Consider the following 26,451-nt stretch of genomic DNA (forward strand, 5'->3'; position numbering starts at 1 on the left):
CCGGCTCCTTTGCGTACCCGCCGAGCCGGTACTCCAGGTCCGAGTTCACCTGGCCGCCCAGCGCCATGACGTTGAGGGTGGCCGAATTCTCGCTGGCGATCGCCTTCTCCACCCGGGACACGAGCGTCGTGAACGCATCGGCCTCGGACATCCCGTTGTACGGGCCGACCCCGGTCTCGAAATAGATCCGCTCGTGCCCCAGCAACTGCTCGGTCGACCGGTAGTTCTTCCACTGCTCCCGGTACCGGTACACGCTCTCCAGGGACACGCAGACGACGACGAGCAGGCTGAGCACGGTGGCGCCGATCCGGGAGAACGCCGAGTCGAGATTGACCAGCGCCGGCACGAGCGCCCCGCCGACGACCGACACGGTCCGCATCCGTAAATGCACGGCCTTGCACCGGACGGCCTTGCGGTCGTACCACTGCTGGTACTGGCCCAGCCGCGTCTCGACGTACTCCCGCGCCGCGGCGCCCCGGCTCCCGCCCGCCCCTGACATGGGGGGAGTACACCGCCTCCCCCGACCCCCGTCAACCGGCCGCGAGATGCCGCGCGACAAGCCGGACGATAGGATGAAAAACGGCATCAGGCCTCACGGAATGCGCCGGACATCAGACGGCACGCATGGCCCATGTGGGGCGACATGCACACGGCGTAACGGTGCGAGACCTTCCCCTCGGAGTCCTGTGCGACCGCTGCCGCGGGTACCGGAGCCGTCACGCCCCATCGGCCGCACCGTCAGCGTCCAAGGCAGGTTGAACGATGAACCGGACACGTCGTCTTGCAGTACTCACGCTCCTGATGGCCCCTGCTCTCGCGGCGGGCCCCGCGGTTGCCGCACACGCTTCGGCCACCGCCGCGCCCGGGGTCCCGTCCGCCGCGACGTGCAAAGTCGAACCGGACTCGAACGGGAAGTACCACTTGTGGGGTGAGGGATTCCCCAGCGGAACGGTGACCTACTCCGGGTCCGCCTCGGGCACCGTCCCCATCAATGGGGGAAGGTTCGACGTCGGCGGTCTCAGCGGAAGCAAGTACGTCGCCAAGGCGTCCGACGGGACCACCGTCAACTGCACCGTGATCCGCTACTGAGGCACTGCCGTCTGCGCCTGGGCCGCAGACCCCGCGAACGCCGAAGGGCCAGGTCGAGGAAACACCCTCTGACCCGGCCCTTCGTCATTCCAGCCGCAGCACCGCAGTTCCCTAGGCCCGCTCGACTGCGCGTGTCCTATCCGTGGATGAGCCACGTTGTATGCCCCAGGGGCGGCTTGAGCGTCTGTGAACATCCGGACGGTGCGGGTCGGAGAGTTCCGCCCTCAGGGCACTCTCCAGTAGCGCAAGCCCTTCCTCCACGGCCCCGAGAGGTGCCCGCTCCGACGTAGGCGTGCGGTTGAGGATCGCGGGCTGGGCTGCGAGGAACCTGCCTCGCAGATCCTCAATGGCAGTCTGGACCGGCTCTGACGCGATGAGGGAAGCCTCGACGCCCCACTTGTAGGCGGTTCCCCGCGTCTCGGAGAGCCTGCCGTCGTCCTCGTCGCGCCAGATCGAAACCAGCGAATCACGCCAGCCGTACATCGCGATCAGGAGGTCGCGATACAGGCCCTTCTTGTCATCCAGCCAACGCACGCGTTCCGCGTACGCCCGCTGCTCTCGCTGCTGGCGCAGCTGCCCACGCTGAGCCAGCCAGGCGCCCGCGAATCCCGCCAGCGCACCTACGGTCGTGCCTGCAAGTCCCGTCAGAGCCGCGTCCATGGCCGCTTCTTAGCAGACAGAGAGCCGCGTCTGTCGGCCAAAGGGCGAGATCAGTGCAGAGCCTGACGTGCAACCCGCAAGAAGCAGCGCGTAGCGAACAGCCGCGGCCACCGCCTCCCGCGCCCAGCCCACCACATTTCCGCAGGTGGGCATAGCCGTAGCCATTGTCGGCGTGGAGCTTGCCGGGCTTGCGCCGTCGGCGCCCGCGGCGGGAGCGGATGGGCGGGATGCCGCGGACGAGGACTCGAGGGCCTGGCTGTCGTGCAGGTTTGCCTCGGTGATCAAGAGCGCCAATATCATGGCGGCTCCGAGAGCCTCACCATGGAGGGATTGGTCGTTGAGCGTCGAAATCAGGCCAGGGGGGTAGCTGTGCAGTGCGGCGAGGTGCAACGTGGCTGACATACGAAGCGCGGTCGATCGCCGCGGTGTCTCTGGTGTGAGGGCTCTGGCTATTGCGGTCGCCGTCGCGTCGCTGTCGGTGCTGTCTGCGGGGTGTGGGGTGGACACCCCGCAACTCAACTACACGCCGGTGCGGATGGACCCCGACCCGGCGCGCACGAAGACGAGGGAGGTCTCCAGCCGCCTGCTGGAGATGGCCGGGGTCAAGGGCAGGGTCGCGGAGTCCGGCATGAGGGCCACGGGCTGTGACTCGTACGCCGACGACCGTTTCGCCATGGAGCACTCCTGGTCGCTGTACGGCCTGGCCGGCGACCAGGTCGACACCGGCATGGAGACCCTGCGGCAGGCGCTTGACGAGAATGGCTGGAAGATCACCAGGGAGAACAAGACCAACAGCGTGGACCAGCACCCCGAGATCTACGCCGTGAACGAGACGGAGCACTTCTCGGTGAAGGCCGCCGCCCTCAATGGCGGGGGGAAGGAGCCGATGCTCGCCTTCACCGTCTACTCCGCCTGCTACCGCGCGGCCTCCCCCTACGCGGCGAACCACGCGTGACGGTTCCTCGATGCCCAGCTGAGCGGCCCGATGGTCCGGCCTACGGCGGTGCTCGGCGAACGAGGCCTTCCGGCGAGCGTGCTTTACCTGTTCATCGCGCTGACGTACATGGCAGTGGCTTTCACCCGTCTCGGCTGGTGGCCATAAGCGGCGAAGGCTTCTGGACTGCACGCGCTCTTATCTTGGGAAACGCCGATGACCGGGCACCGGCCGGCCGCTGAACGCCAACCGCATCGGCCGGACCGTGGCAGCCGTGCACGCCATCCTGACCTGCCAATATTCGGGATGCAAGAGGCTCATTCGGTATGTCCTCACAGTCTTTCGGTTGCACGCGGTTGACCCGGTCCAGGGCGTGATCCTATTGTCCGCCTTGCGTGTGGGTAGCCGAAGGTGGCAAAAGCTGACCGGCTCCTGATTGATACTGCAATCTGAGTAAGTGAGGGGCAGTCGTGGGGTTGCTGCTTTCGTACCTGTTCATCTTCCTTGTCGAATGTGGCTTGATGGTGCTGCAGATGGTCGGTGCGTTCCTGTCTCTGCTGAGTGTGGCTTTGTTTGTCCGGCGCTTCACCGCTGCGCGCAAGCGTCGGGCCGATGGCTGCTTGCCGAAAGTGGCGGCGGTTGCGCCATACGTGTTTGGCGGCATCGGCATTTTCTTGCTGGTTGCTGCTTCGGCAGCGCTCTCCATCGGGAAGGAATGGGGCATTTTCGAAACCTGGGCGATATAGGTTCAAACCGTTGACCCGTGTGAGCACCTGCTGACCGACGGCAACGATGTACGCAACCACCGCGCCCACGACCGGCCGCTTCCAGGCGCGTGGGTTCAAATCCCAAACCCACCGCAGGTGAGCCGCCTTGATCCCGTCTTCGGTGCCGTCAACGTGGCGGAGATTTCGTCAACCGGGGCAAGTGCCAGGGAGTTGATGGCCCGCATGGGGCACAGCACCGCGCGCGCCGCGCTGATCTACCGGCACGCCGGCGCCGACCGGGACCGGTTGATCGCCGACGCGCTGAGCAAGCTCGTGCAGGGCGCGTGGAAGGGAAAGGGGCGCGCAGGGGGGGCGCGGCGCTGTGGTCGCGCACCCCGGGAACGACCGAGGGCCAGGTCGAGGAAATGTCCTCTGACCTGGCCCTTCAGTGTTCAGAGCGGGCGACGGGAATCGAACCCGCGTAGCTAGTTTGGAAGATCGCGTACGCACCCCCACCCCGACCAGCCAACCCCCTGACCTGCACGTCCCGGCCCGCCTCCCCGGCATTCCCCGAGGCTCCCCGCCGAAGCCTTCTCGTTCGGGCACGCGGGGGACACGCTCCGCTGAGCCCTGGGGGGACCGTCGGCGAGCGGTATGCGCGGTTGCGGCACATCGATGCCGCATCGCAGGATGCCAGCCAGGGAGGGGCCATGGAACGACATGAGCTGATGCGGCTGCTGGCCGATGACGACGCGGCATCCAAGGCTGCCCTGGCGGCTCTCGCCGACGGCGGCGAACACGTCGTTTGGGAAGACTGGATTATGTCCTCGGAGGACCACGCCCAAGTCCTGACGACTCGACTTCGGAGCATGCGGCGGAGAGGCATGGAAACCCTGGGGGTGGAGCGAGCGGTGCAGATCCTCAGCGAGCGCGCCCAGCCGATCCTCAGCGGATTGGTCAGAGCCTCCGACGGGTCGTGGGGCTTCAGGTTCTTCCTCACCGAAAACGGCGGCGCGCTGGTGGCCTGTCTCGGCATACGGCGGCCCGATAGACGGCCATCGCACGAGTCCGATCAGCGAGGTCAGACATCGCCCTGAGACCGCTCAAGGCCTTCCATGAACGCATTGTGGAAGGCAAGCTCCGCTGCCCGGCAGGGCGCCGTGATGAACATCCTCTGCGCTTCGCCGAGATCGCATCCGACCACCCGCATGGTCACCATGACGGCGTCCACGCCGTCACAGCCGATCCCCTTCAAGAACTCTTGTAGAGCCCCGCCGTCGGGGTTCTCCGCCCACACGGGCAGCGCCGTCACCGCCAGGTCGGCTATGCGAACCTTGCGCTCCGCGTCCACAGTGGTGCCCCTTCTTGCGTCGGCCGGGTGGTCAGGGTGGTCCTCGGGCACGCTAGCGGCTGACAGGAATCTCGTAGACGATCTCGCAGAGCGCGGACGGGATGACGATGTCCGCCGTCTCCACGGGCTGCCCCTGGTCGCTGTAGTACGTCCGCCGGATGTGTGTGACCAGAGCGGCCTTCTGGATCCCGAGGAGCGATGCCTCCTCGGCGCTGGCCTGCCGCGGCTCCGGCTGCTCCACGGCGTGGCTGACGGTGATCCCGATCGCGGCCATCCGGTTCACGACGCCGACCCCCGCATGCGGCCCACCCTCCGGCAGCACGACAAGCGTGCCCGCGGTGAGTTCGTACGGTTCCCAACTCGTCGACAACTGCACCGGCCGCCCGTCGGCGAGGAACTCGTACACCGTGCGCACGCACAGCTCGCCTTCGGCGATCCCGAGCCGCGCCGCGATCTCGGCCGGGGCCGGCACCTTCGCCTCGGTCCGGCTCTCCCAGTTCCCTTGCTTGCCCAGGGCCCGCATGTCCGCCCGGAACGGCGAGCCGTCCGGCTGCTCCCTGGCAGAAGACCGGACGACTCGCGCACGCTGCAGCGGCTCAGCCACGTACGTCCCGGACCCTGCCCGCCCTTCCAGCACGCCCTGGGAGATCAGGAGCTCCTGCGCTCGACGGACAACGTTCTCGCCGACACCACATTCCTCGGCGATCTGGGCGCGCGACGGCAGCCGATCTCCGGGCGTCCACACGTGCTCCGCGATCCGCTGCCGCAGGACGTCGGCGATGCGGAGATAAGGCGGCTGCTCAGGCATGTGGAAAATCTAGTCCACTAGCTCTAATCTAGTTAACTAGCTTCACTCAACGTGATGGATCGGCGACGGAGGCCCCTGTGTCAGCTTCGGAAGCAAGGGCCGAGGTCCTCGCCGCCCGGTTGTCGGCCCTCGGCCTGACCGCGCGAGTGGAGCGGCACGCCGCATACACGTCGATCGAAGCGGAGGTGTTGGAGGTGCTGCCCGCCGAATCGTGGCGGGAGGTCTTGGAAGTGGTGGCGGAGGCCGACCGATTCGGGCTCCTCGCCAGCAGCTTGACCGGCCGCACCCTCTGGGCCGCCGTAAACAAAGCGGTCCCCGCGACGGGCGATGTCCGGGGACCTGGCCGTCAGCGATAGGAGCTGATCAGCGTGCACAACCGTATGGGCCCCACCGCCGCCCGCACCAGTGGGCCGCAACTCCCCGCACTCTCCTATGCCACGCACGCGCGAACTCCCTACTGGTCGAGCGCGTGTGCGATCGGCAGTCACGGTGAGTGCGCCCATTCGTCCCCAGCCACGGCACCCGTCGGAGTCCCCGTGATCTACGAGGCCTGCGCCTGCTCCTGCCACATCCCGGACGACGCTTCAGAGCCCCAGCAGGCGAACCGGTGAGGCCCCCCAGCGGCGCGCTCGCGACCAACATCGAGATCACCTCGGACAGCGTCCAACGCGGCGACGTCATCCAGATCGGCGGACAGCCCTGCCGCGTAGCCGATCTCGTCCAACTCCGCGCCGGCGCGAAGCGACTGCTCTTCGAGTCGGGAGAGGTTCTCACGCTGCACGCCCAAAGCCGACTCATCGCCATCCGAATGACGAGGAAGTGGTGAGCCGCCTCGTGCCCTCCCGCCGCCAGAGCATCGCGAACGACCTCCGCCACCTGATCTCAACGGGCCACTTCAAACCCGGCGAGCGCCTCCCCTCAGAGGCGCAACTCGCTACCCGCTACACAGTGAGCACCCCAACTCTCCGAAGTGCCTTGGCCCTCCTCCAAGGCGAAGGCCTGGTGGAAAAGATCCACGGCAGCGGCAACTTCGTCCGCCGCCCCCTCCGCAGAACCACGTACGTCGGTGGTGCCGCCACGTCACCCATCCCACCGCCACGGGCAACCGTCCGCACCACGAACCTCCAAGCGCTTGGCGACCTGCCCGCCCTTCTGAACGTCCCACCCCTCACCCCGCTGACCGAAGTCCTCTACGTCATCCACGAAGGGAAGTCACCGCACACCCTGGTCCGCATCTACACCCCCAGGGACCTGGTGCCAGCAGACACTCCCGGACCGGACAGATAGCAGTGAGCCGTCCAGGCCTCCGCCCGCCGCCGTCCACGGTGCAAGAGCGACTGGGCGCCCGCCTCCCAACCCAAGAAGAGTCAACGGTCCTCCGGATCAGCGCGTCGCTACCGGTCCTCTCGCTCACCCGCGTGGCGACCGACACCACCGGCCGCGTGGTCGAGGCAGCCCTGATACTCCTCCCCGGCGACAGATCGGACGCACTCTTCACCACCCGCCTCACGAACAACGACGGGACCACAACGGAATGACGCCGAGCAGCGGACTGCGCCTCCTCCCATGGATGGGCCCCGACGACAAGCCCTGCTATCTGAGCACCGACGACGCGGCTGGCTACCTATCCCGCCTGGCCGACCACGCCGAAGACACCCAGCTCGAACTCGGAGCCGAGCTCCTGGACCACGCCCTTGATGTCCTTGCCGATGTGGCCACCGGCTCGGAGGAACTCCGACGTCTGGCAACAGACCTGACCGAAGCCCTCCGCGACACGCTCCGAGTAGCCACCAGCCGCGGCCACCGCCTCCCACGCCCAGTCCACCTGGAAGGACTTCCAGAGCACCTCGGCTAGCAAGGACTCGCGCAAGACAACGAAGCGGCCCCAGGCTCAGCCTGGGGCCGCTTCTACATGACGCACACGGCTCCGGAGGCCTCGTGCGTCTCACGCGTTTCGGCAGGGCAACCGCCCAAAGCGTGGCTGAGCCCCACCCTCCGTCCGCGAATAGGCCGCATGTCCGGGGCGCCGTCCAAAGCCCCGATCGACGTGCGGGCACGGCTCCTGCTGCTTGATCGCGGCTCCCGTCAGGTGGCCCTCACTCGTCGCGTGTCTTCCTTCGGAGGGTGGAGCGATTGGCAGGTTGGGAATGGGTATGAGGGGCTGAGGGGCTGAGGGCTGGGGGACAAGTGAGTGGACTTGCGGACCAACTACCCGCACTTATCGGGGTGGTTGTTGGTGGTGTTGTGTCCTACGCCGCTGGAGCACTGACTGAGAGGAGTCGGTGGCGCCGGCAGCAGGCCACACGTTGGGACGAGCGCCTGCTTCAGGCATACAGCGACTACGGGCACGCAGTGAAGGAATGCTCCAGCTACTACATGCGACTGGCCGCTGGCCGCAACCTGACAGACCATCCGGCGCCCCTCGAATCGACCAATGACGTATTGGAGCAAGCAGCAACCGCTGAGCGCCAACGATCAGCCATGGTGGAACCCCTGAGCCTGCTGGCCGATGTTCGTACGGCTGAAGCGATACGAGCACTCAATCGCAGCCTCTGGCACCTTGAGTGGCTGGCCCGCGGGAGAAAGTCGGGAGACACCGCTACTTGGGCCAACGCCTTCAGCGACTACAGGGCTGCGCGGGCCGATTTCTATCAGCATGCAAGAAGGAGCCTGCAGGTCGCTGAGATGACGGGCCTGCAGGAAGCGCCCTGGCCACCCAGCTGGCGACCAGTTCGGGAGCCTTCTGATCCGTAGCTCTAGCCGGGTCGGTCAGCAACGGCCGTTCCGGCCGCTACGGGGCTTCGGAGGGACGCTACCGGACGGGGGCGGTTGCTGGGGTTGCGGTAGGGCGCTGCTGTACTGCCTCCAGTTTGGAGCCCCCATTGAGCGTCCGAAGGAGGCCATCTGGCTCCGGAGAGCCTCTTCGTGTTCGGCTCTCAGCGTGATGGGAGACCCCGCCATGTCCAGGAGAACGAGCGACGTGACCAGCAGGCCGCGCCACAATCCCTGCAACACCTCGCTGTTGGTCCGAGAGTAGGAGTCGTACAACCCCTCCACGAACGCCCGGAACGTCGGCAGCTCCATGTCACAGCCGCCTAGTCGGTCGTTGCGTATCAAGCCGGTCGGCAGCTCGAGATGCCCCGCTGCGCCCTGTGCAAGGGAGAAGTAGAGCCGACCGCTTTGGGAGCCCGCGTCCCAAAGCGTCTCGTCGTCCAGTTCGTAGGGGTAGCTCAATCTGACAACTCCACATTTTCATAACGGCGAAAGAGGCGCAGGTGAAGCAGGTCGCTGGCCTGTGACGATAGTCGTAGGAGACCGTCACTATCTGCCCTCGTCCGTCGACGTTGATGTCAGCTTCGTCGCGCCACCTGCCCCACGATCTTTACCCACCACCCTCCCCAGCTCCCATCCCGTCCGCCTTCGATCCACACACGGTGGAGCGGGCGTGGTTCAGGGCGTCAAGGTCACCTTCGCCGCAGTCCGCGTCCTGGTTCACTACCGGTCGGCGATGGAGGCCTGCGGGCTCACGGTTCCGCCCTCCCGGTGGCGCCTGACGCTGGCTCGCCTGACGGACCGACCCGTTCCCGAGCCCCGGTCGCCCCGCATCCTGCGGATCCGGCCCACTCGTACTGGCCTGGTTCTTCGCCTCAAGATTCGGTCCGGGCAAGATGCGTTCGACTTCTCGGCCGCCTCGGACCGGCTTCGGCACTCCTTCGTCCTGCATGCCGCCGCCGCCCGGGAGATCCGGTCGGGGGTCGTTGAGCTGCGGATGACCGGTTACGACGTCTTGAAGGACGTTCGGATGCCTTCTGCGGCTGCGGCTTCTGGAGTCCTACGGATTCCCGTGGCTCTGCGGGAGGACGGCGCCGTGCACCACCGTGACTACCGGGCGGTCCCGCACGCGCTGAACGTGGGCGCCACGAAGTCCGGGAAGTCCGTCTACCAGCGCAACCTGGTCGCGGGGCTCGCGCCGTGTGACGTCGCCCTGGTCGGGATCGACTGCAAGAACGGCGTCGAACTCTTCCCCCTGGCCCGACGGTTCACGGCCCTGGCCGACAACCCGGATGCGGCCGCCGATCTGTTGGCCGCACTGGTTCAGTACATGGGCCGCGTTTACCAGGTCATACGCGCCGAACAGCGGGTCAGCGCCGATCTACCGGATGCGGAGATCACCGCCGACATCTGGGACCTGCCTGAACATCTCCGCCCGACGCCCGTCGTCGTCCTCGTCGACGAAGTCGCCGAGCTTGCCCTTGCCGCCACCAAGAAGGAAGAAGGGCGGCGGGACCAGATCGTCACCCACCTCGTACGACTCGCCCAGCTCGGCCGCGCGGCCGGCATCCACCTGGAGATCTGCGGCCAGCGCTTCGGATCCGAACTCGGCAAGGGCATCACCATGCTCCGCGCCCAGCTCACCGGCCGTACCGCCCACCGCGTCAACGACGAGACCTCCGCAAACATGGCCTTCGGCGACATCTCCTCCGAGGCCGTGCTCGCCGCCATCCAGATCGACAAGGACCGGCCCGGCACCGCCGTCGTCGGCGACTCCTCCGGCGGCTGGACCCGCATCCGCACGCCGCACACCACGCTCCGACAGGCTGTGGACGCCTGCAACTCCCACGCGTATCGCACACCGCAGATCCCGGAGCTGGATCCTTTCCGGCCGGTGCTCCCCGCCCGCGTCCTCAGCGGCACCGTCCTGCCGTAGGCACCCACCCCACTCGGTCGGCGTGACCTCTCACGCCAAGTCCCTACCCGACCCATGCCTGAAAGGAGGTGAAGCACATGGCCCGCCTCGTCCGCCCGGACGCCGTTCTCGTCCAAGCAGTCATCGCGGGGGCCTTGTCCTTCGCCCACCTGCACGACCTCGCCGAAGCGGCGGGCCAGGACGGATGGAAAGCCTAGGCCTACCCGGTCAGCGTGGATCTGCTCCTCGTCGCCGCCTGGCGTCGGCTGCGCACCCTCCGAGACGCGGGGGAGTCGACCGGGCCCGCGTGGACCTGGTTCACCGTCGCTCTCGCCGCGTCCCTCGGTGCGAACGTCGCGACTGCCGGACTCCTGGACCTGGCCCACGTACCGGACCGGCTCCGCATTCTCGTCGCCGGATGGCCGGCCCTCGCATTCCTCGGCGGGACCCTGCTCGTCCATCCGCACGCAGTACCGGCCGCTGGGCCTGAGTCGGCTCCCGTGCCTGGTCCCGAACTGGAGCGGGAGTCGTCGCCCGAACCCGCGCCGCCACTGGCCGCGCCGGTTCCGGAGGTGGCCGCGGTCGCTGCACCGCCCGCTCTCGTGGCCCACGCCCAGAAGATCGCCGCCGACCACCGCACCCGCACCGGCTCGGAGATCGACACCGAGACCCTGCGCGCCCGCCTCGGCGTCCCGCACCCGATGGCAGAGGCCATCGCCGCCCAGCTCGCCTGAGAGGAGAGCCCGATGCCCGCCCGGAACTCGTTCCACTCGCTCATGAAGATCGGCCCGGTCCAGATCGGCACCTACCGCGACAACCGCGGCCGCACCAAGCACGCCGCCGTGTGCACCACGGACAACTGCGGCTGGTCCGCCGACTACGCCAGTTCCACCGCCGCCCAGCTCGCCGCACGCGCCCACCGCTGCCGCGTCAACTGACCGGAAGGACACCCCGCCATGGACGTCCCGCTTTGGCTCGCCCTGCTCGTCGTCGGTGTCCTCGGCTACAAGCTCATCCGCCCGCCGCTGTGGCTCGTCGTCGTGATCCTCCTCGGCGGCTTCCTCCTCGCGGACAGCTTCCTCGCCCCGGCCATCGACACCGCGATCAACAAGTAACCCGCCCCGGAAGGAGAACCGCATGATCCGGCCCAAGATCCCGGTCAACCCGCTCCCGACCGGCCTCGTCACCCCGCTCGTCCAGCCGCCCACCGCCGTCGAGCCCCACGTGGGCACGGCCCCCGTCTGCGACTGCCACCAGACACCTGCACCCGGCCAGTCGAAGTCCCGTGTGCAGCTGCCCGCCGTCCAGCTCACTCCGGCCGGCCTCGTCGCCGCCGTCGCCGGTGGTGCGGGCCTGGTCCTCGTCGTCGGCGCGGTCCTGGTCTCGATGCTCCTGGCGGTCGCCATCACCGGCGCCTCGGTCGCCGTCTGCGCCGTCGTCCTGCGCTCGCTGCTCAACGGCCAGCACCACCACTGACCGGCCCCGAGACGGCCTCAACCGCCAAGTCTCCGCCGTCCCGGCGCCGTGCTCCTGCCCGAACCAGAAGATCCGGAAGGAAGCACCATCATGTCCCGGCACCACCCCGCACCAGGCCTCCTCGGTGAAATGCTGAAAGTGGCCGCGGCCCCCGGTTACGCCCGCTGGGAGGACCAGATCCGCCGTACGGGCGGCTGTTCCGACCCGATCCACATCACCGGCTGGACCGTCTCCAGGGACAAGACCTCCGGCGAGATCCTGCACCGCTACTCGACGGAAACCGAGCCGGGAAACCGCCTGCGCATCGCGTGCGGCAATCGCAGGGCCTCCCGTTGCCCGGCCTGCGCCTGGACCTACGCCGGAGACACGTACCACCTGATCAGAGCCGGTCTCGCCGGAGACGACCGCCGGGACATCCCTGCCTCCGTCCGCGAACACCCCCGGGTCTTCGCCACCCTCACCGCCCCGTCCTTCGGCCCGGTACACAACCGCCCCGCCAGTCGTCCGTGCCGCTGCGGCCGGCACCACCAGGAGAGCGCCGCCGAGCTCGGTACCGCGCTCGACCCGGGCACGTACGACTACGAGGGCGCCGTTCTTTTCAACAACCACGCCGGGCAGTTGTGGCAGCGGTTCACCACCCGACTGCGACGCGAGATCGCCGCGTACGCCGGGCTGACCCAACGGGAGCTCAAGGAGGTGGCCCGGATCTCGTACGGGAAGGTCGCCGAGTTCCAGAAGCGCGGGGCGATCCACTTCCATGCGTCGTACGGATCGACGGTCCCGACGGGCCGGATAGTCCGCCGCCTGCCTGGGCCACGACGGCACTGTTGAACGCCTCGATCCGGAGCGCCGTCGCCCACGCGTACACCTCGGTCAGCGTTCCGGCGGCCGGAGATCAGCCCGCCCGTACGTTCCGCTGGGGCACGCAGCTCGACGTCCGGCCGATCAAGGCGTTCGGGGACGGCTCCGACATCACCGAACAGGCCGTGGCCTCGTACGTCGCCAAGTACGCGACCAAGGGGGCCGAGAACACCGGCACCCTCGACCGGCGCATCGGGAATTGCGAGGCGCTCGTGCTCCTGGACGTCCCCGACCACACGGCCCGGCTCATCGCGGCCTGCCTCGACCTCGACCCGCTGTACGCGGACCGGCGCCTCGCCGCCTGGGCTCACATGCTCGGATTCCGCGGGCACTTCTCCACGAAGTCGCGCTCCTACTCGACCACCCTCGGGGCCTTACGCCAGACCCGCGCCGATTACCGCGCCGCCCAGGAACGAGAGGCACGCGGCCTGGACGACTTCGAGCCGGACACCGTACTCATCCTCGCCTCATGGCAGTACGCCGGCCACGGGCACAGCCCGGGGGAGTCGGTCTTCGCCGCCACCATCGCCCACGACATCCAGCTCAACCGAGAGACCGCCCGCGAAGCCCTGAAGGGGGAGCAGCATGAATGAGCGATTCCTGTCCGTCGCCCAGGTCGCCGAGCTCCTCGGGACCACCGTGAGGTTTCCTCGACGACTGATCGAGGAGCGGCGGATCACCTACGTGAAGGTCGGGCGACACGTCCGGATCCCCGAGAGTGCTGTGCACGCGTTCATCGATGCCAACACCGTCGAGCCTCGTCGGAGTGGGCTGGTGGCTGCCTGATGGCTGGAAAGCGACGTCAGTTCGGGCGAGTGCGGAAGCTTCCCTCCGGGAGGTACCAGGCGCGGTACGTCGGCCCCGATGGGCAGCTGCGGCCGGCGCCCGAGACCTTCCGGACCAAGAGGGACGCAGACGACTGGCTCGCCGACAACCAGACCGAGATGCGGCGCGGCGACTGGCACGACCCGGACGCCGGGAAGGTGCTCTTCGGGCCTTACGCCGTCGCCTGGATCAAAGAGCGGGAGCTGACCAGCACCACCCGGCAGCTCTACGGGTCCCTGCTCAAGCACCATCTGGAGCCGGACTTCGGCGCCGTCAACGTGGCGGCGATTCCGGCACCCCTCGTTCGGCGCTGGCGGGCCGACAAGCTGGCCGCCGGAACCGGGCCGACCACCGTGGCCAAGGCGTACGCCCTGCTCCGGGCCATCCTGGGGACGGCGCTGTCCGACCAGATGATCAGGCGGAACCCGTGCCAGATCAAGGGAGCCAGTACGGTCCACACGCCCGAGCGGCCGACCGCCACTGTCCAGGAGGTCTACGCCCTGGCCGGGGCCATCCAGCCGCGGTTCCGGGTGATCGTGCTGATGGCCGGGTTCCTCGGACTGCGTTGGGGCGAGCTGATCGGGCTGCATCGGCGGGACATCGACCTGGAGCACGGGACCCTTCGCGTCCGGCGGGCCGTCGCCGAGCTGGAGAACGGGCAGCGGGAGATCAAGGCGCCGAAGAGTGCGGCGGGGAAGCGCACCGTCTCCATTCCTGACGTCATCGTCCAGGAGATCCGGCAGCACCTGGAGACCTATGCAGAGGGTGGGGCCGACGGGCGCGTGTTCATCGGGGCCACGGGGGCGACACCGCGGCGGAACCACTTCAATCTGCTGTGGCACAAGGCGTGCCGGAAGGCCGGGATCAAGGGGCTGCATTTCCATGATCTACGGCACACGGGGAACACTCTGGCCGCTTCAACCGGTGCGAGCACGCGGGAGTTGATGGCGCGCATGGGTCACAGCACCGCCCGCGCCGCGCTGATCTACCAGCACGCGAGCGCCGACCGGGACCGGTTGATCGCCGACGCGCTGAGCGAGCTCGTGAAGAAGGGCACGCGGGGCACGCCCAAGGGGAAGGGGCACGCCGGGGGCACGGGGACCTGATCGGACGGTCCGGAAACGACTAAGGGCCAGGTCGAGGAAACATCCTCTGACCTGGCCCTTAGTCCTTCAGAGCGGGCGACGGGAATCGAACCCGCGTAGCTAGTTTGGAAGACTAGGGCTCTACCATTGAGCTACGCCCGCAACACGTGCGCCGCAGGTCCGGGGGACCGCGGCACGGACAGCATCCTAGCGGGTCGGGCCGGGGGAGTGCACACCCGATTACGCGCCCGCGGTGCGGCGTCCTGAAACGTTCGCTCAAAACCCCGCGCATCAGAGGGTCTCCGGCCATGTACCCTACGTGTCGCACCGACGGGGTGTGGCGCAGCTTGGTAGCGCGTCCGCTTTGGGAGCGGAAGGTCGTCGGTTCGAATCCGGCCACCCCGACCAACGGCACCGCCATCGCAAGATCGCGTTGTGGGCTGATTGCCGCTTGCGGTTACTATGCAAGCTGCGTGCCCGTGTGTCTGATGTACCGGGCCGAATCCGCCGAACCGCTGAATCGCAGCGTGGACGCAGAACCCCCAGCAGTCAGCCACAAGGAGACCGAACCGTGAAGAGCGCCGTGGAGACCCTGAACCCGACTCGGGTTCGGCTCACTGTTGAGGTGCCCTTCGAGGAGCTCAAGGACAGCCTCGACGCGGCGTACAAGAAGATCAACCAGCAGGTCACGGTGAAGGGCTTCCGCAAGGGCAAGATCCCCGCCCGGGTCATCGACCAGCGCTTCGGCCGCGGTGCGGTGCTGGAGGAGGCCGTCAACGACGCCCTCCCGAAGTTCTACACCGAGGCGGTCAACGAGGCCGACCTGAACCCGCTGGGCCAGCCCGAGGTCGACATCACGGAGCTGAAGGACGGCGAGCTGCTGGCCTTCACCGCCGAGGTCGACGTCCGCCCCGAGATCGAGATCCCGGACTACTCCGGCATCGAGGTCGAGGTCGACGCGGTCGAGGTCTCCGACGAGGACGTCGAGAAGTCCGTCGAGCAGCTGCGTGGCCGCTTCGCGTCCACCAAGGACGTCGAGCGCGCCGCCGCCGAGGGTGACGTCGTCACCATCGACCTGGAGGCCAAGGTCGACGGCGAGGTGCTGCCGGACGGTGTCGCCTCCGACGTCTCCTACACCATCGGCTCGGGCGAGCTCCTCGACGGCATCGACGAGGCCGTCAAGGGCCTGGAGGCCGGTGGCGAGGCCACCTTCACCTCCCAGCTGAAGGGCGGCTCCGCCGAGGGCAAGGACGCCGAGGTCACCGTCAAGGTCTCCAAGGTCTCCGCCAAGGAGCTCCCGGAGCTGGACGACGAGTTCGCGCAGATGGCGAGCGAGTTCGACACCCTTGAGGACCTCAAGGCCGACAGCCGCAAGCGCCTTGAGAACATGAAGCAGTACGACCAGGCCACGCAGGCCCAGGAGCGCGTCCTGGAGAAGCTGCTTGAGCTCGTCGAGGTGCCGATCCCCGAGAAGCTGCTTGAGGACGAGGTCAACACCCGCAAGCACAACCTGGAGCACCACCAGCTCGGCCAGATGGGCCTCACCATCGAGAAGTACCTGGAGTTCCAGGGCAAGACGGTCGAGGAGTTCGACGCCGAGACCAAGGACCAGGCGATCAAGGGGATCAAGACCCAGTTCGTCCTGGACGCGCTGGTCAACAAGGAGAAGCTGGGCGTCGACCAGGAGGAGCTCACCGAGCACCTCATGCGCCGTGCCGCCTCCTCCGGCATGTCCCCCGACCAGTTCGCCCAGGCCGTCGTCGAGGGTGGCCAGGTGCCGATGCTCGTCGGCGAGGTCGCCCGCGGCAAGGCCCTCGCGGTCGTCGTCGAGGCCGCCAAGGTCGTCGACACCAACGGTGAGGTCGTCGACCTCTCCGACGAGGACGAGGTCGAGACGGCCGCCGAGACCGTCGAGGCCGCTGTCGAGGGTGACGCGGACGCCGAGGCGCAGGCCGACGAGGCCAAGTAACACCCTGGGTGCCGCCCCCTGCGGCGGCGCCCGCCCAGCAGCATCCCGAAGGGCCCGTACACAGCCGTGTGCGGGCCCTTCGGCGCACCTGCGCCGCTCTCCCGACGCCCCCTCTCCGTCTGCTGTCCGCCCTCCGCCCGGCGCCTTCCGCGGGGCCTTTTCCCGGCTTCCGCAAGGCCCGCGGAGCTTGCGCTCCGAGCGAACAGTTCGGGAAGCGGGATGGCGTTGTCCGACCTGCGCGTTAGGGTCCATGAATACGAGGGCACGGGAGTACCCGGACGCCGGCGGCCACCGCCGCCCGACCGGTCCGCGCCCCAGAACGAGACGCTGAGACGGCATGTGGCCGTCGGAGACGAGCAGGTGGATACGTGACGAATCTGAAGCCTTACGCCGCGGGTGAGCCGTCCATCGGTGGCGGCCTCGGCGACCATGTCTACAACCGGCTGCTCGGTGAGCGCATCATCTTCCTCGGCCAGCAGGTCGACGACGACATCGCGAACAAGATCACGGCGCAGCTCCTCCTCCTGGCCGCGGAGCCGGAGAAGGACATCTACCTGTACATCAACAGCCCGGGCGGCTCGGTGACCGCCGGCATGGCCGTCTACGACACCATGCAGTACATCCCGAACGACGTCGTCACCATCGGCATGGGCATGGCGGCCTCCATGGGCCAGTTCCTGCTCACCGGCGGCGCCCCGGGCAAGCGCTTCGCGCTCCCGAACACCGACATCCTGATGCACCAGGGTTCCGCCGGCATCGGTGGCACCGCCTCGGACATCAAGATCCAGGCCCAGTACCTGCTGCGCACCAAGCAGCGCATGGCCGAGATCACTGCCCACCACTCCGGCCAGACCGTGGAGGCGATCATCCGCGACGGCGACCGCGACCGCTGGTTCACCGCGGAGGAGGCCAAGGAGTACGGCCTCATCGACGAGATCATCTCCGCCGCGTCGCTGGTCCCGGGCGGCGGCGGCACCGGGGCCTGATCCCGGCCCCGGCGCGCGGGTCCTCGTACGAGGACCCGTACGCCCGCCCGCACCCGGCAAGCCCCAGCCCGCAGAACGCCACCAGGATGGTGAACACCCAGATGCACATGAACAACCTCTCTCCCGCGAGCGGCCTCTACACCGGCGCGCAGGTGGACAACCGCTACGTCGTCCCGCGCTTCGTCGAGCGCACCTCGCAGGGCGTGCGCGAGTACGACCCGTACGCGAAGCTCTTCGAGGAGCGCGTGATCTTCCTCGGCGTGCAGATCGACGACGCCTCCGCGAACGACGTCATGGCGCAGCTGCTGTGCCTGGAGTCGATGGACCCGGACCGCGACATCTCGATCTACATCAACAGCCCCGGCGGCTCCTTCACCGCGCTGACGGCCATCTACGACACGATGCAGTTCGTGAAGCCGGACATCCAGACGGTCTGCATGGGCCAGGCGGCCTCCGCCGCCGCGGTCCTGCTCGCCGCCGGCACGCCCGGCAAGCGCATGGCGCTGCCGAACGCCCGCGTGCTGATCCACCAGCCGTCCGGCGGCACCGGCCGCGAGCAGCTCTCCGACCTGGAGATCGCGGCCAACGAGATCCTGCGCATGCGCGACCAGCTGGAGACCATGCTGGCCAAGCACTCGACCACTCCGATCGAGAAGATCCGCGAGGACATCGAGCGCGACAAGATCCTGACGGCCGAGGACGCGCTCGCGTACGGCCTGATCGACCAGATCGTCTCGACCCGCAAGAACTCCCACTGATCCTTGCCGCCAGTTGGCGTGGGCACGTCGTCACATTCGGCGATGTGAACCACGTCAAGGGGGCCCCGTACGGGGCCCCCGGCAAGGTACCGTCGGATATGAGGCACCAGGAGCGCTGAACCAGGCGTCTCCCAGGCGAAGGGGAAGCACCTCGTGGCACGCATCGGTGACGGCGGCGACCTGCTCAAGTGCTCGTTCTGCGGAAAGAGCCAGAAGCAGGTGAAGAAGCTCATCGCAGGACCCGGTGTGTACATCTGCGACGAGTGCATCGACCTCTGCAACGAGATCATCGAGGAGGAGCTCGCGGAGACCTCCGAGGTCCGGTGGGAGGAACTCCCCAAGCCTCGTGAGATCTACGAGTTCCTGGAGAGCTACGTCGTCGGCCAGGAGCCGGCGAAGAAGGCCCTCTCCGTGGCGGTGTACAACCACTACAAGCGCGTCCAGGCCGGCGAGAACGGCGGCGCGCAGGGCCGGGACGACGCGATCGAGCTCGCGAAGTCCAACATCCTGCTGCTGGGGCCGACGGGCTCCGGCAAGACGCTGCTGGCCCAGACGCTCGCGCGCATGCTCAACGTCCCGTTCGCCATCGCCGACGCGACGGCGCTGACGGAGGCCGGGTACGTGGGCGAGGACGTCGAGAACATCCTGCTCAAGCTGATCCAGGCGGCCGACTACGACGTCAAGAAGGCCGAGACCGGGATCATCTACATCGACGAGATCGACAAGGTCGCCCGCAAGAGCGAGAACCCGTCGATCACCCGCGATGTCTCGGGCGAGGGCGTCCAGCAGGCCCTGCTGAAGATCCTGGAGGGCACGACGGCGTCGGTCCCGCCGCAGGGCGGCCGCAAGCACCCGCACCAGGAGTTCATCCAGATCGACACGACGAACGTGCTCTTCATCGTGGGCGGCGCCTTCGCCGGCCTGGAGAAGATCATCGAGTCGCGTGCGGGCGCCAAGGGCATCGGCTTCGGGGCGACGATCCGTTCGAAGCGCGAGATCGAGGCGAGCGACCAGTTCCAGGAGGTCATGCCGGAGGACCTGGTGAAGTTCGGGATGATCCCCGAGTTCATCGGCCGTCTGCCCGTCATCACCTCGGTCCACAACCTGGACCGCGAGGCGCTGCTGCAGATCCTGGTGGAGCCGCGCAACGCGCTGGTGAAGCAGTACCAGCGGCTGTTCGAACTCGACGGCGTCGAGCTGGACTTCGAACGCGAGGCGCTCGAAGCCATCGCGGACCAGGCGATCCTCCGCCAGACGGGCGCGCGCGGCCTGCGCGCCATCATGGAGGAGGTCCTGATGTCGGTGATGTACGAGGTCCCGTCCCGCAAGGACGTGGCCCGCGTGGTCATCACGGCCGACGTGGTCCGCTCCAACGTCAACCCGACGCTGGTCCCCCGCATCGTCCCGAAGGACCAGGGCCCGCAGGAGAAGTCGGCCTGACCGGCGCCTGAACAGCACACGCAGAAGGGGTGCCCCCGACCGGAGCACCCCTTCTGCGTGGGGTGGACCGGCCCGCTACTTCTTCACGCGGGCAGTCTTGTAAAGCTTGGCGGCGAGGTCCCCGGTCTGCTCCAGGGTGTAGCCCGGCTTGCCGGCCAGGATGGAGGCCACGTCGCTGGCGCTGACCACGCTCAGGGTGCTGTAGTCACCCCAGATGCAGATGGGCAGCGTGTATTCCTTGGGCCCCTTGACCGCCGCCGGGTTCTTGGACGAGAACTTGAGTTCCTGGCACTTGAGCACGGCGCCCTTGAAGCCGGCCGGGGTGACCGACTTGGGGCTGCCGACGAGCTCGACCGTCGACTTCTCGTCGGTCTGTGAGGCCTTCAGCTTGAAGGCGGTGAAGTACGCGTCCACCGACTTCTCCGGGTCCGCGATGTCGCCGTAGTAGCCGGAGAAGGTCAGGCCCTTGGCCGACAGCGGGTTGCTCGGGTCGCCGGACTGGTACTGCTGCGCCACCTTGGTGGGGTTCTTGATGCCGGCGGCCTCCGCCTCGGTCTTGTCCTCGTCGGTCATGGGCTTGTCCTTGGACTTCGGGTCCTTCTTGAAGTCGTCCACCGACTCCGGGGCGACCAGCTTGTAGCCCTTGGTGTCCGAGGCGACCGAGCCCGAGGCGCCGCCGCCCTTCGTGAGGTACCAGCCGCCGCCCGCGATGACCGCCACGGCGACGATCACGCCGATGACCACGCCCGCCTTGGACTTCTTCGGCTGCTGCGGCATTCCGCCATATGGGGGCTGCTGCGGCGGCATGCCGGGCTGCTGGTAGCCGTAGCCCGGCTGCTGGGGCTGCTGGGGGTAGCCCTGCGGGGGCTGCTGCGGGTAGCCGTAGCCGGGCTGCGGGGCGGGCTGTCCGTACGGTCCCGGCTGCGGCGGCGGCCCGCCGTACGGTCCCGGCTGCTGAGGCGGCTGTCCGTACGGCCCTGGCTGGTTGTAACTCATACCCGCGTCCCCCTTTAGGACTTTCTTATGTTCCCCATATCTTGGCGGAAGTCCCTGCAGGTGCGGTCGCCGGGGGCACAGGCGTTACGGAACTACGACGCCGTCGGGACTTCCATCGCCTCGCGCAGGGCCCTGGCCTGCGACGCGAGGGCGTCGATCGCCATCGGCTGGTTCTCGACCGGGACGGTGACCGTCACCAGCGTGCTGTGGTCGGCCCACATGCAGAGCGGGAGCGTCCCGGCGCCGGAGCCGACGTCGAGCGTGCCGCAGCGCATGGCGCCGCCCGTGGGCGCCCCGGCCTCGTGGGTCGTGACCCCCGAGACCGACCCCATGCCCTGCAGGCTCTGCGTCAGCGCCGCGCCCGGGTCCTGGTCGCCGAACCGGCCGAAGGCGCCGCTGACCACCAGCCGCGCGGTGCCCGACTGGTCCGCGTACACGACGGCGACGTTCGTCGCGCCCGCCTTCGCCGGCCCCTGGCCCTGCTTGATGGCGTCGACCCGCGGACCCGAGTTCTGGAGCGCCAGGCTCTGGAAGGAGGCCGGAGGCGTCAGCCGGTAGCGGCCCGCGTCGTCCGGGGCGCCGTCTCCGAGCAGCGCGTTCATGCCCATGCGCCCGATCACCAGCCCCGCCGCGAGGGCGAGCACCGTCCCGGCCGTCTTCAGCGCGCGCTTCCTCTTCGGCGGGGCGGCAGGCGCCTGGACGGCCTGCTGGGTGAGCTCGTTCATGCGCACATCGAGCCCGATCTGCATGCTCAGGTCAATGGATCCCCGGGGGTGGTATCGATTCGTAACGGAGGCGGGGCCGCCCGTATCCTGTGCCTCGTGACCGAGAACACGCAGACACCCAGCAGCCCCAACCCCGAACTGCCGACCGCGTACGCTCCGGCCGAGGTAGAGGGGAAGCTCTACGAGCGCTGGGTAGAGCGTGGGTACTTCACGGCCGATGCCGCGAGCGAGAAGCCCGCGTACACCATCGTCATCCCGCCGCCGAACGTCACCGGCTCCCTGCACCTGGGGCACGCCTTCCAGCACACGCTCATGGACGCCCTGACCCGCCGCAAGCGGATGCAGGGGTTCGAGTCGCTGTGGCTGCCCGGTATGGACCACGCCGGCATCGCCACCCAGAACAAGGTCGAGCAGCAGCTCGCCGAGGAGGGCAAGTCCCGCCACGACCTGGGCCGCGAGGAGTTCGTCGAGCGCGTCTGGCAGTGGAAGGAAGAGTACGGCGGCAAGATCCTCGGCCAGATGCGCCGCCTCGGCGACGGCGTCGACTGGTCGCGCGAGCGCTTCACCATGGACGAGGGCCTGTCCAAGGCCGTCCAGACGATCTTCAAGCGGCTCTACGACGACGGCCTGATCTACCGCGCCGAGCGCATCATCAACTGGTGCCCCCGCTGCCTCACGGCCATCTCCGACATCGAGGTGGAGTACCAGGAGGACGCGGGCGAGCTCGTCTCGATCAAGTACGGCGAGGGCGAGGACACCCTGGTCGTCGCCACGACCCGCGCCGAGACGATGCTCGGTGACACGGCCATTGCCGTCCACCCGGACGACGAGCGCTACAAGCACCTGATCGGCAAGCTCATCAAGCTGCCGCTCACCGATCGCTCCATCCCGGTCGTCGCGGACACGCACGTCGACCCCGAGTTCGGCACCGGCTGCGTCAAGGTGACCCCGGCGCACGACCCGAACGACTTCGCCATCGGGCAGCGCCACGACCTGCCGTCCATGACGATCATGGACGAGCGCGGTGTCATCACCGTCCACGGCCCCTTCCTCGGCCTGGACCGCTTCGAGGCCCGGTCCGCGGTCGTCGGCGCGCTGCGGCAGCAGGGCCGCATCGTCGCGGAGAAGCGCCCGTACCTGCACTCCGTCGGGCACTGCTCGCGCTGCAGCACCACCGTCGAGCCGCGCCTGTCGCTGCAGTGGTGGGTCAAGGTCGAGACGCTGGCCAAGGCCGCCGGCGACGCCGTCCGCGACGGCCGCGTCTCGATCCACCCCGAGGAGATGTCGAAGCGGTACTTCGACTGGGTCGACAACCTCAACGACTGGTGCATTTCGCGCCAGCTGTGGTGGGGCCACCGGATCCCCGTCTGGTACGGCCCGGACGGCGAGATCGTCTGCGTCGGCCCGGACGACGAGGCGCCCACCGGCGAGGGCTGGCACCAGGACACGGACGTCCTCGACACCTGGTTCTCCTCCGGCCTGTGGCCGTTCTCCACGCTCGGCTGGCCGGAGAAGACCCCGGACCTGGCGAAGTTCTACTCCACCGACGTCCTGCTCACCGGCCACGACATCATCTTCTTCTGGGTCGCCCGGATGATGATGTTCGGCCTGTACGCCATGGACGGCGAGGCACCGTTCAAGACGATCGCGCTGACCGGCCTGGTCCGCGACGAGCGCGGCAAGAAGATGTCGAAGTCCTTCGGCAACGTCGTCGACCCGCTGGACTGGATGGACAAGTACGGCTCCGACGCCGTCCGCTTCACCCTGGCCAAGGGCGCCAACCCGGGCACCGACGTGCCGATCGGCGAGGACTGGGTCCAGGCGTCCAGCAAGTTCGCCAACAAGATCTGGAACGCCACGCGCTTCGCGCTGATGAACGGCGCCACCATCGAGGGCGAGCTGCCGGCCCCCGAGCAGATGTCGGCGACCGACCGCTGGATCCTGTCCCGCCTCAACAAGACGGTCTCCCAGGTCGACGCGTACTACGAGGACTTCCAGTTCTCGAAGCTCAGCGAGGCCCTGTACCACTTCGCGTGGGACGAGGTCTTCGACTGGTACGTCGAGCTGTCGAAGACGACGTTCTTCGCGGGCGGCGAGCAGGCCAAGGTCTCCGGCCGGGTGCTGGGCGAGGTCATCGACGTCATGCTGCGGCTGCTGCACCCGGTGGTCCCGTTCGTCACCGAGACGCTGTGGACCACGCTGACCGGGCGTGAGTCGCTCGTCATCGCCGAGTGGCCGAAGGACAGCGGCTTCCGTGACGAGGCCGCCGAGGACGAGATCGAGAGCGTCCAGGCCGTCGTCACCGAGGTCCGCCGGTTCCGCAAGGAGCAGGGCCTCCAGGACGGCCAGAAGGTCCCGGCCCGCCTGGACCTGTCCGGTACGCGGCTCGCCGCGCACGAGGCAGCCGTGCGCCAGCTGCTGCGCCTCCAGCCGGAGGGCGAGGGCTTCACCGCCACCGCCACCCTGCCGGTCGCCGGCGCCACCGTTGCGCTCGACCTGTCGGGCACGATCGACGTGGCCGCCGAGCGCAAGCGCCTCTCCAAGGACCTCGCGGCCGCGGAGAAGGAGAAGCAGCAGGCCGAGGCGAAGCTCGGGAACGAGGCCTTCCTGGCCAAGGCCCCCGACAACGTCGTGGACAAGATCAAGGGCCGGCTGGCCAAGTCCGAGGCGGACATCGCCCGGATCCAGTCCCAGCTGGACGCGCTGCCCGCCGCGTAACACGTAACAAACGGTGAACCATCGGCCCCCGAGCACATCGCTCGGGGGCCGACGCGTAGGGTGACAGCGGCCCCGGGGGTTTCGTGCAGTCGACGGGGGCCGTTGTCGACCGAGGGGGGCTCGGAGTGATGGGTCGCGACGCGTTAGGCCGCGACGCGTTAGGCCGCGACGTATTGAGGCACGACGCGTCAGTCCGCGACGCGTCAGTCCGCGGGGTGAAACGGCGCAATCTCCTCCTGGGAGCGGCGGCGACCGCGGCCACGGGCGGTGCCCTCGCCACGGTGGCGGCCTTCAGCACCTCGCGCGCGCCCGCCGCAGGACTCCAGAAGGACCTGCTGTCGCGGGACCCCAAGGCCTCCAAGACGGCCCAGGCCGTGTACCGATTACTGGCCGGGCTGGAGGCGGACGCCCGGGCCGGACGGCGCCGCGGCACCCTCATGGGCCAGCACGCCGAGGTGCACAACGAGCGGTACAACCCGGAGTACGGCGACCACAGCGGTCCCAAGCCACCCGGCTACTACTACCGCAAGCCCCAGGACATCACGGGGAAGCTGCCGGCCTTCCTCGAACTGGACCTGGGCCCCGGCTACCAGCAGGAGCGCTGGGGCGTCGGCGAGGCACGGGATTACTCGCGCGCCGCCTGGCCCGCCCGCCGCGAGTTCTGGACCTATACGAACGACGTCGTGGACCTCGCCCTGGGCGTCTGGCACGGACTGCCCCGCAGGGACGACGGCTCGTACAACCCGACCGGGACCGAACGCCTCTGGAACGACACCAAGACCGTGCTGCCGGCGAACGGGGGAGCCCCCGCCGGCCTGGTCGGGATGTCGTTCCACCAGCCCTGGCCGGGCAGCCCGGTCAAGAGCTACGACCAGACGCTGCGCCGCAACGCGCCCTCGGCGAAGGATCCGGGCTGGATCGACCGGGTGCTCACCCCCGGATCCCCGGAACACGCCGCGCTCCTGCTCGACCTGTCGTTCCTCGCGGACCACCTCGGCTACCTGGCCGCGTACGACGTACCCGTACTGCTGCGCCCGTACCACGAGATGAACTCCCTCGGCGGGGAGCAGAGCTTCTGGTGGGCGGGGCTGAAACCCGGGCAGTACAAGGCCCTGTGGGAGCTGCTCTACCACTACCTGGTGGGCTCCCGGGGCCTGCACAACCTCATCTTCGTCTGGGCGCCCACCGCCTGGGACGGTGTCCACGGCAGCGATCCGTGGGACTACTACCCCGGCGGCGAGTACGTGGACGTGGTCGGCGTCGACGACTACAGCGGAACCCCGGACCGGCCGTTCGACCCCGGTGCCTGGACGTCGACGTGGCACCGCGGTCTGGCGGACTACGGCAAGCCGCGGATCCTCGCGGAGTCCTTCCACGTGCCACTGGGCGCCGCCCAGCGCACGACGCTCGACCAGGCCCCCTGGGTGCTGTGGACCGTGTGGGGTGACGGACTCACCGCGAAGAACCCCGACGCCGATGTGCGGCAGACGTACGACGACCCCAAGACGATCACCGGCGGCCGGGAATCGGGCCCCGTGGGAGTGCAATGGCTCGCCTTGCACGACGGAACCTTCGAAGTGGAGTGAAGTTGAGCGCGTCAACGCCACGTGCCCACCGTGCGGCCGCCTTCGTGGCCATGGGCTGGGCAGGCATCCTGCTCCTCTGGGCCGTGTACAACTGCTTCTGGCAGGTCGGCGTCGCCGACTTCCTCAAGGGCATCGTCTACTACGGCACGAGCGACCGCTCCGGATCCGCAGAGACGTTCAACCTCAACTGGGGCGTCGTCTATGTGGCGGGCGGCCTTCTGGTCCTGCGCGGGAACACCCTCGGCCGGGGGATCATCATCGGCGGCGCGGCCATCGAGGGCTACAACCGGGTGCGCAGCCTGACCGGCGCCCTGTTCGAGGACAGGCAGGCCGAGTACTTCTTCTCGACCGTCCAGGGCGGGCTGAAACTGGCGACCTTCGCTGCCGGGACCCTCGTGACCTGCGCCCTCATCGTGCTGCTGCTGCGGGACTTCGCCGCGTACGAACCGTGGCAGCCGCCGGTGAATCCGTGGACCCAGCAGGCGCACGAGGCCCGGCAGGCCCACGAGCAGGCCCTGCGTGCGGCCGCGCAGCAGGTAGCGCAGCCCCAGCATCCACAACCCCAGCAGCCGCAGGCGCCTCAACCGCCCCAGCCGCCGCACGGGTTCGGGCCTGCGCCGTCCTACCCGGCGCAGCCCGGGCCGCAGTTGCCGCAGACGGGCTACGCCCAGCCGCAGCCCCAGCCGCAGCCCCAGCAGCCCCAGCCCGGCTATGGGCTTGGCCCGTACGGCGGTCAGCCCTCCTGGCCTCAGCAGCCCCCACAGCAACAGTAGGAACCCCGAAGGACCCT

The 26,451-nt window shown here is 68.4% G+C and carries 28 protein-coding genes, 2 tRNA genes and 4 pseudogenes; 24 read left to right on the plus strand and 10 right to left on the minus strand.

What is annotated here, in order from left to right; translation table 11 throughout:
* Positions 1-79: 79 nt before the first annotated feature.
* Positions 80-586, minus strand: a pseudogene (locus ABTY04_RS11765) (DUF4231 domain-containing protein); the annotation flags it as partial.
* A gap of 365 nt (positions 587-951) precedes the next feature.
* Here ABTY04_RS11765 and ABTY04_RS11770 point away from each other — a divergent pair.
* Complete coding sequence (locus ABTY04_RS11770) at positions 952-1,089, plus strand: hypothetical protein (protein WP_352213191.1); 138 nt, start codon at positions 952-954, stop codon at positions 1,087-1,089.
* Between the two features lie 111 nt (positions 1,090-1,200).
* On the opposite strand, the gene ABTY04_RS11775 is transcribed toward ABTY04_RS11770, so the two are convergent.
* Together ABTY04_RS11775 and ABTY04_RS11780 are read right to left on the minus strand one after the other, a co-directional pair.
* A complete protein-coding gene (locus ABTY04_RS11775) occupies positions 1,201-1,749 on the minus strand; it encodes a hypothetical protein (protein ID WP_352213241.1) in 549 nt (182 codons plus the stop codon).
* A gap of 116 nt (positions 1,750-1,865) precedes the next feature.
* Positions 1,866-2,031, minus strand: a pseudogene (locus ABTY04_RS11780) (IS5/IS1182 family transposase); the annotation flags it as partial.
* A 217-nt stretch (positions 2,032-2,248) separates the two neighbouring features.
* Here ABTY04_RS11780 and ABTY04_RS11785 point away from each other — a divergent pair.
* From ABTY04_RS11785 to ABTY04_RS11795, 3 genes are all read left to right on the plus strand, one after another.
* Positions 2,249-2,704, plus strand: coding sequence for a hypothetical protein (locus tag ABTY04_RS11785; protein ID WP_352213192.1), 456 nt, complete (start codon positions 2,249-2,251; stop codon positions 2,702-2,704).
* A 449-nt stretch (positions 2,705-3,153) separates the two neighbouring features.
* Positions 3,154-3,429 carry a hypothetical protein gene (locus tag ABTY04_RS11790; RefSeq protein WP_352213193.1) on the plus strand — a complete coding sequence of 92 codons (276 nt, stop codon included), beginning with the start codon at positions 3,154-3,156 and terminating at the stop codon, positions 3,427-3,429.
* 671 nt (positions 3,430-4,100) lie between these two features.
* Positions 4,101-4,487 (plus strand): hypothetical protein, encoded by a 387-nt coding sequence (locus ABTY04_RS11795; RefSeq protein WP_352213194.1) that lies wholly within the window; start codon positions 4,101-4,103, stop codon positions 4,485-4,487.
* Here the strand turns inward: ABTY04_RS11795 and ABTY04_RS11800 are convergent.
* A complete protein-coding gene (locus tag ABTY04_RS11800; protein ID WP_352213195.1) occupies positions 4,472-4,741 on the minus strand; it encodes a hypothetical protein in 270 nt (89 codons plus the stop codon). The genes ABTY04_RS11795 and ABTY04_RS11800 overlap by 16 nt on opposite strands.
* Positions 4,742-4,793: 52 nt before the next feature.
* Positions 4,794-5,549, minus strand: coding sequence for a GntR family transcriptional regulator (locus ABTY04_RS11805; RefSeq protein ID WP_352213196.1), 756 nt, complete (start codon positions 5,547-5,549; stop codon positions 4,794-4,796).
* A gap of 77 nt (positions 5,550-5,626) precedes the next feature.
* Between ABTY04_RS11805 and ABTY04_RS11810 the strand changes: the two genes are divergently transcribed.
* From ABTY04_RS11810 to ABTY04_RS11825, 4 genes are all read left to right on the plus strand, one after another.
* The gene (locus ABTY04_RS11810) at positions 5,627-5,905 is read left to right on the plus strand and encodes a hypothetical protein (protein WP_352213197.1); all 279 of its coding nucleotides are present in this window, start codon (positions 5,627-5,629) and stop codon (positions 5,903-5,905) included.
* A 251-nt stretch (positions 5,906-6,156) separates the two neighbouring features.
* Entirely contained in the window at positions 6,157-6,375 is a 219-nt protein-coding gene (locus ABTY04_RS11815; protein ID WP_352213198.1) for a hypothetical protein, read from the plus strand.
* A gap of 8 nt (positions 6,376-6,383) precedes the next feature.
* On the plus strand, positions 6,384-6,836 hold the full coding sequence (locus tag ABTY04_RS11820) for a GntR family transcriptional regulator (RefSeq protein ID WP_352213240.1): 453 nt from the start codon (positions 6,384-6,386) through the stop codon (positions 6,834-6,836).
* Between the two features lie 38 nt (positions 6,837-6,874).
* Complete coding sequence (locus ABTY04_RS11825; protein ID WP_352213199.1) at positions 6,875-7,087, plus strand: UTRA domain-containing protein; 213 nt, start codon at positions 6,875-6,877, stop codon at positions 7,085-7,087.
* Positions 7,088-7,173: 86 nt separating this feature from the next.
* On the opposite strand, the gene ABTY04_RS41135 is transcribed toward ABTY04_RS11825, so the two are convergent.
* Positions 7,174-7,419 carry a hypothetical protein gene (locus tag ABTY04_RS41135; RefSeq protein ID WP_502996613.1) on the minus strand — a complete coding sequence of 82 codons (246 nt, stop codon included), beginning with the start codon at positions 7,417-7,419 and terminating at the stop codon, positions 7,174-7,176.
* Between the two features lie 899 nt (positions 7,420-8,318).
* A complete protein-coding gene (locus tag ABTY04_RS11835) occupies positions 8,319-8,783 on the minus strand; it encodes a DUF6086 family protein (RefSeq protein WP_352213201.1) in 465 nt (154 codons plus the stop codon).
* A gap of 211 nt (positions 8,784-8,994) precedes the next feature.
* On the opposite strand from ABTY04_RS11835, the gene ABTY04_RS11840 reads away from it, so the two are divergent.
* From ABTY04_RS11840 to ABTY04_RS11875, 8 genes and pseudogenes are all read left to right on the plus strand, one after another.
* Positions 8,995-10,257, plus strand: coding sequence for an FtsK/SpoIIIE domain-containing protein (locus tag ABTY04_RS11840; protein ID WP_502996614.1), 1,263 nt, complete (start codon positions 8,995-8,997; stop codon positions 10,255-10,257).
* Positions 10,258-10,334: 77 nt separating this feature from the next.
* Positions 10,335-10,970, plus strand: a pseudogene (locus tag ABTY04_RS11845) (DUF2637 domain-containing protein).
* Positions 10,971-10,982: 12 nt separating this feature from the next.
* Positions 10,983-11,174, plus strand: a complete 192-nt coding sequence (locus tag ABTY04_RS11850) for a mobile element transfer protein (protein ID WP_352213202.1) — start codon at positions 10,983-10,985, stop codon at positions 11,172-11,174.
* A gap of 18 nt (positions 11,175-11,192) precedes the next feature.
* The gene (locus tag ABTY04_RS11855; protein ID WP_352213203.1) at positions 11,193-11,351 is read left to right on the plus strand and encodes a hypothetical protein; all 159 of its coding nucleotides are present in this window, start codon (positions 11,193-11,195) and stop codon (positions 11,349-11,351) included.
* A gap of 22 nt (positions 11,352-11,373) precedes the next feature.
* Positions 11,374-11,712 (plus strand): SpdD-like protein, encoded by a 339-nt coding sequence (locus ABTY04_RS11860; RefSeq protein WP_352213204.1) that lies wholly within the window; start codon positions 11,374-11,376, stop codon positions 11,710-11,712.
* A 90-nt stretch (positions 11,713-11,802) separates the two neighbouring features.
* Positions 11,803-13,166, plus strand: a pseudogene (gene repSA / locus ABTY04_RS11865) (replication initiator protein RepSA).
* The gene (locus ABTY04_RS11870) at positions 13,159-13,359 is read left to right on the plus strand and encodes a helix-turn-helix domain-containing protein (protein WP_352213205.1); all 201 of its coding nucleotides are present in this window, start codon (positions 13,159-13,161) and stop codon (positions 13,357-13,359) included. Before repSA ends, ABTY04_RS11870 begins: the two are co-directional and overlap by 8 nt.
* Positions 13,359-14,504, plus strand: coding sequence for a tyrosine-type recombinase/integrase (locus ABTY04_RS11875; RefSeq protein ID WP_502996615.1), 1,146 nt, complete (start codon positions 13,359-13,361; stop codon positions 14,502-14,504). Before ABTY04_RS11870 ends, ABTY04_RS11875 begins: the two co-directional genes overlap by 1 nt.
* Positions 14,505-14,574: 70 nt before the next feature.
* Here the strand turns inward: ABTY04_RS11875 and ABTY04_RS11880 are convergent.
* Positions 14,575-14,645, minus strand: a tRNA-Gly gene (locus ABTY04_RS11880).
* 169 nt (positions 14,646-14,814) lie between these two features.
* Here ABTY04_RS11880 and ABTY04_RS11885 point away from each other — a divergent pair.
* The 5 genes from ABTY04_RS11885 (at position 14,815) to clpX (ending at position 19,636) form a co-directional block, all read left to right on the plus strand.
* Positions 14,815-14,891 (plus strand) — tRNA-Pro (locus ABTY04_RS11885).
* Between the two features lie 163 nt (positions 14,892-15,054).
* Positions 15,055-16,452 (plus strand): trigger factor, encoded by a 1,398-nt coding sequence (tig, locus tag ABTY04_RS11890; protein ID WP_352213207.1) that lies wholly within the window; start codon positions 15,055-15,057, stop codon positions 16,450-16,452.
* Between the two features lie 368 nt (positions 16,453-16,820).
* Complete coding sequence (locus ABTY04_RS11895) at positions 16,821-17,438, plus strand: ATP-dependent Clp protease proteolytic subunit (protein ID WP_054226615.1); 618 nt, start codon at positions 16,821-16,823, stop codon at positions 17,436-17,438.
* Positions 17,439-17,524: 86 nt separating this feature from the next.
* Positions 17,525-18,196, plus strand: coding sequence for an ATP-dependent Clp protease proteolytic subunit (locus tag ABTY04_RS11900; protein WP_030297267.1), 672 nt, complete (start codon positions 17,525-17,527; stop codon positions 18,194-18,196).
* A 153-nt stretch (positions 18,197-18,349) separates the two neighbouring features.
* The gene (clpX, locus tag ABTY04_RS11905; RefSeq protein WP_030297265.1) at positions 18,350-19,636 is read left to right on the plus strand and encodes an ATP-dependent Clp protease ATP-binding subunit ClpX; all 1,287 of its coding nucleotides are present in this window, start codon (positions 18,350-18,352) and stop codon (positions 19,634-19,636) included.
* A 75-nt stretch (positions 19,637-19,711) separates the two neighbouring features.
* On the opposite strand, the gene ABTY04_RS11910 is transcribed toward clpX, so the two are convergent.
* Together ABTY04_RS11910 and ABTY04_RS11915 are read right to left on the minus strand one after the other, a co-directional pair.
* Positions 19,712-20,632, minus strand: a complete 921-nt coding sequence (locus ABTY04_RS11910) for a hypothetical protein (RefSeq protein WP_352213208.1) — start codon at positions 20,630-20,632, stop codon at positions 19,712-19,714.
* A gap of 92 nt (positions 20,633-20,724) precedes the next feature.
* On the minus strand, positions 20,725-21,357 hold the full coding sequence (locus tag ABTY04_RS11915; protein ID WP_352213209.1) for a hypothetical protein: 633 nt from the start codon (positions 21,355-21,357) through the stop codon (positions 20,725-20,727).
* 96 nt (positions 21,358-21,453) lie between these two features.
* On the opposite strand from ABTY04_RS11915, the gene ABTY04_RS11920 reads away from it, so the two are divergent.
* The 3 genes from ABTY04_RS11920 to ABTY04_RS11930 all read left to right on the plus strand — a co-directional run bounded on the left by ABTY04_RS11920 (position 21,454) and on the right by ABTY04_RS11930 (position 26,434).
* The gene (locus ABTY04_RS11920) at positions 21,454-24,075 is read left to right on the plus strand and encodes a valine--tRNA ligase (protein ID WP_352213210.1); all 2,622 of its coding nucleotides are present in this window, start codon (positions 21,454-21,456) and stop codon (positions 24,073-24,075) included.
* A gap of 215 nt (positions 24,076-24,290) precedes the next feature.
* The gene (locus ABTY04_RS11925) at positions 24,291-25,661 is read left to right on the plus strand and encodes a glycoside hydrolase family 26 protein (protein WP_352213211.1); all 1,371 of its coding nucleotides are present in this window, start codon (positions 24,291-24,293) and stop codon (positions 25,659-25,661) included.
* Positions 25,662-25,663: 2 nt separating this feature from the next.
* On the plus strand, positions 25,664-26,434 hold the full coding sequence (locus tag ABTY04_RS11930) for a hypothetical protein (protein ID WP_352213212.1): 771 nt from the start codon (positions 25,664-25,666) through the stop codon (positions 26,432-26,434).
* Positions 26,435-26,451: the final 17 nt, after the last annotated feature.

This window comes from Streptomyces sp. NPDC097981 (genome assembly GCF_040302565.1).
In the GTDB taxonomy this organism is placed as follows: Bacteria; Actinomycetota; Actinomycetes; order Streptomycetales; family Streptomycetaceae; genus Streptomyces.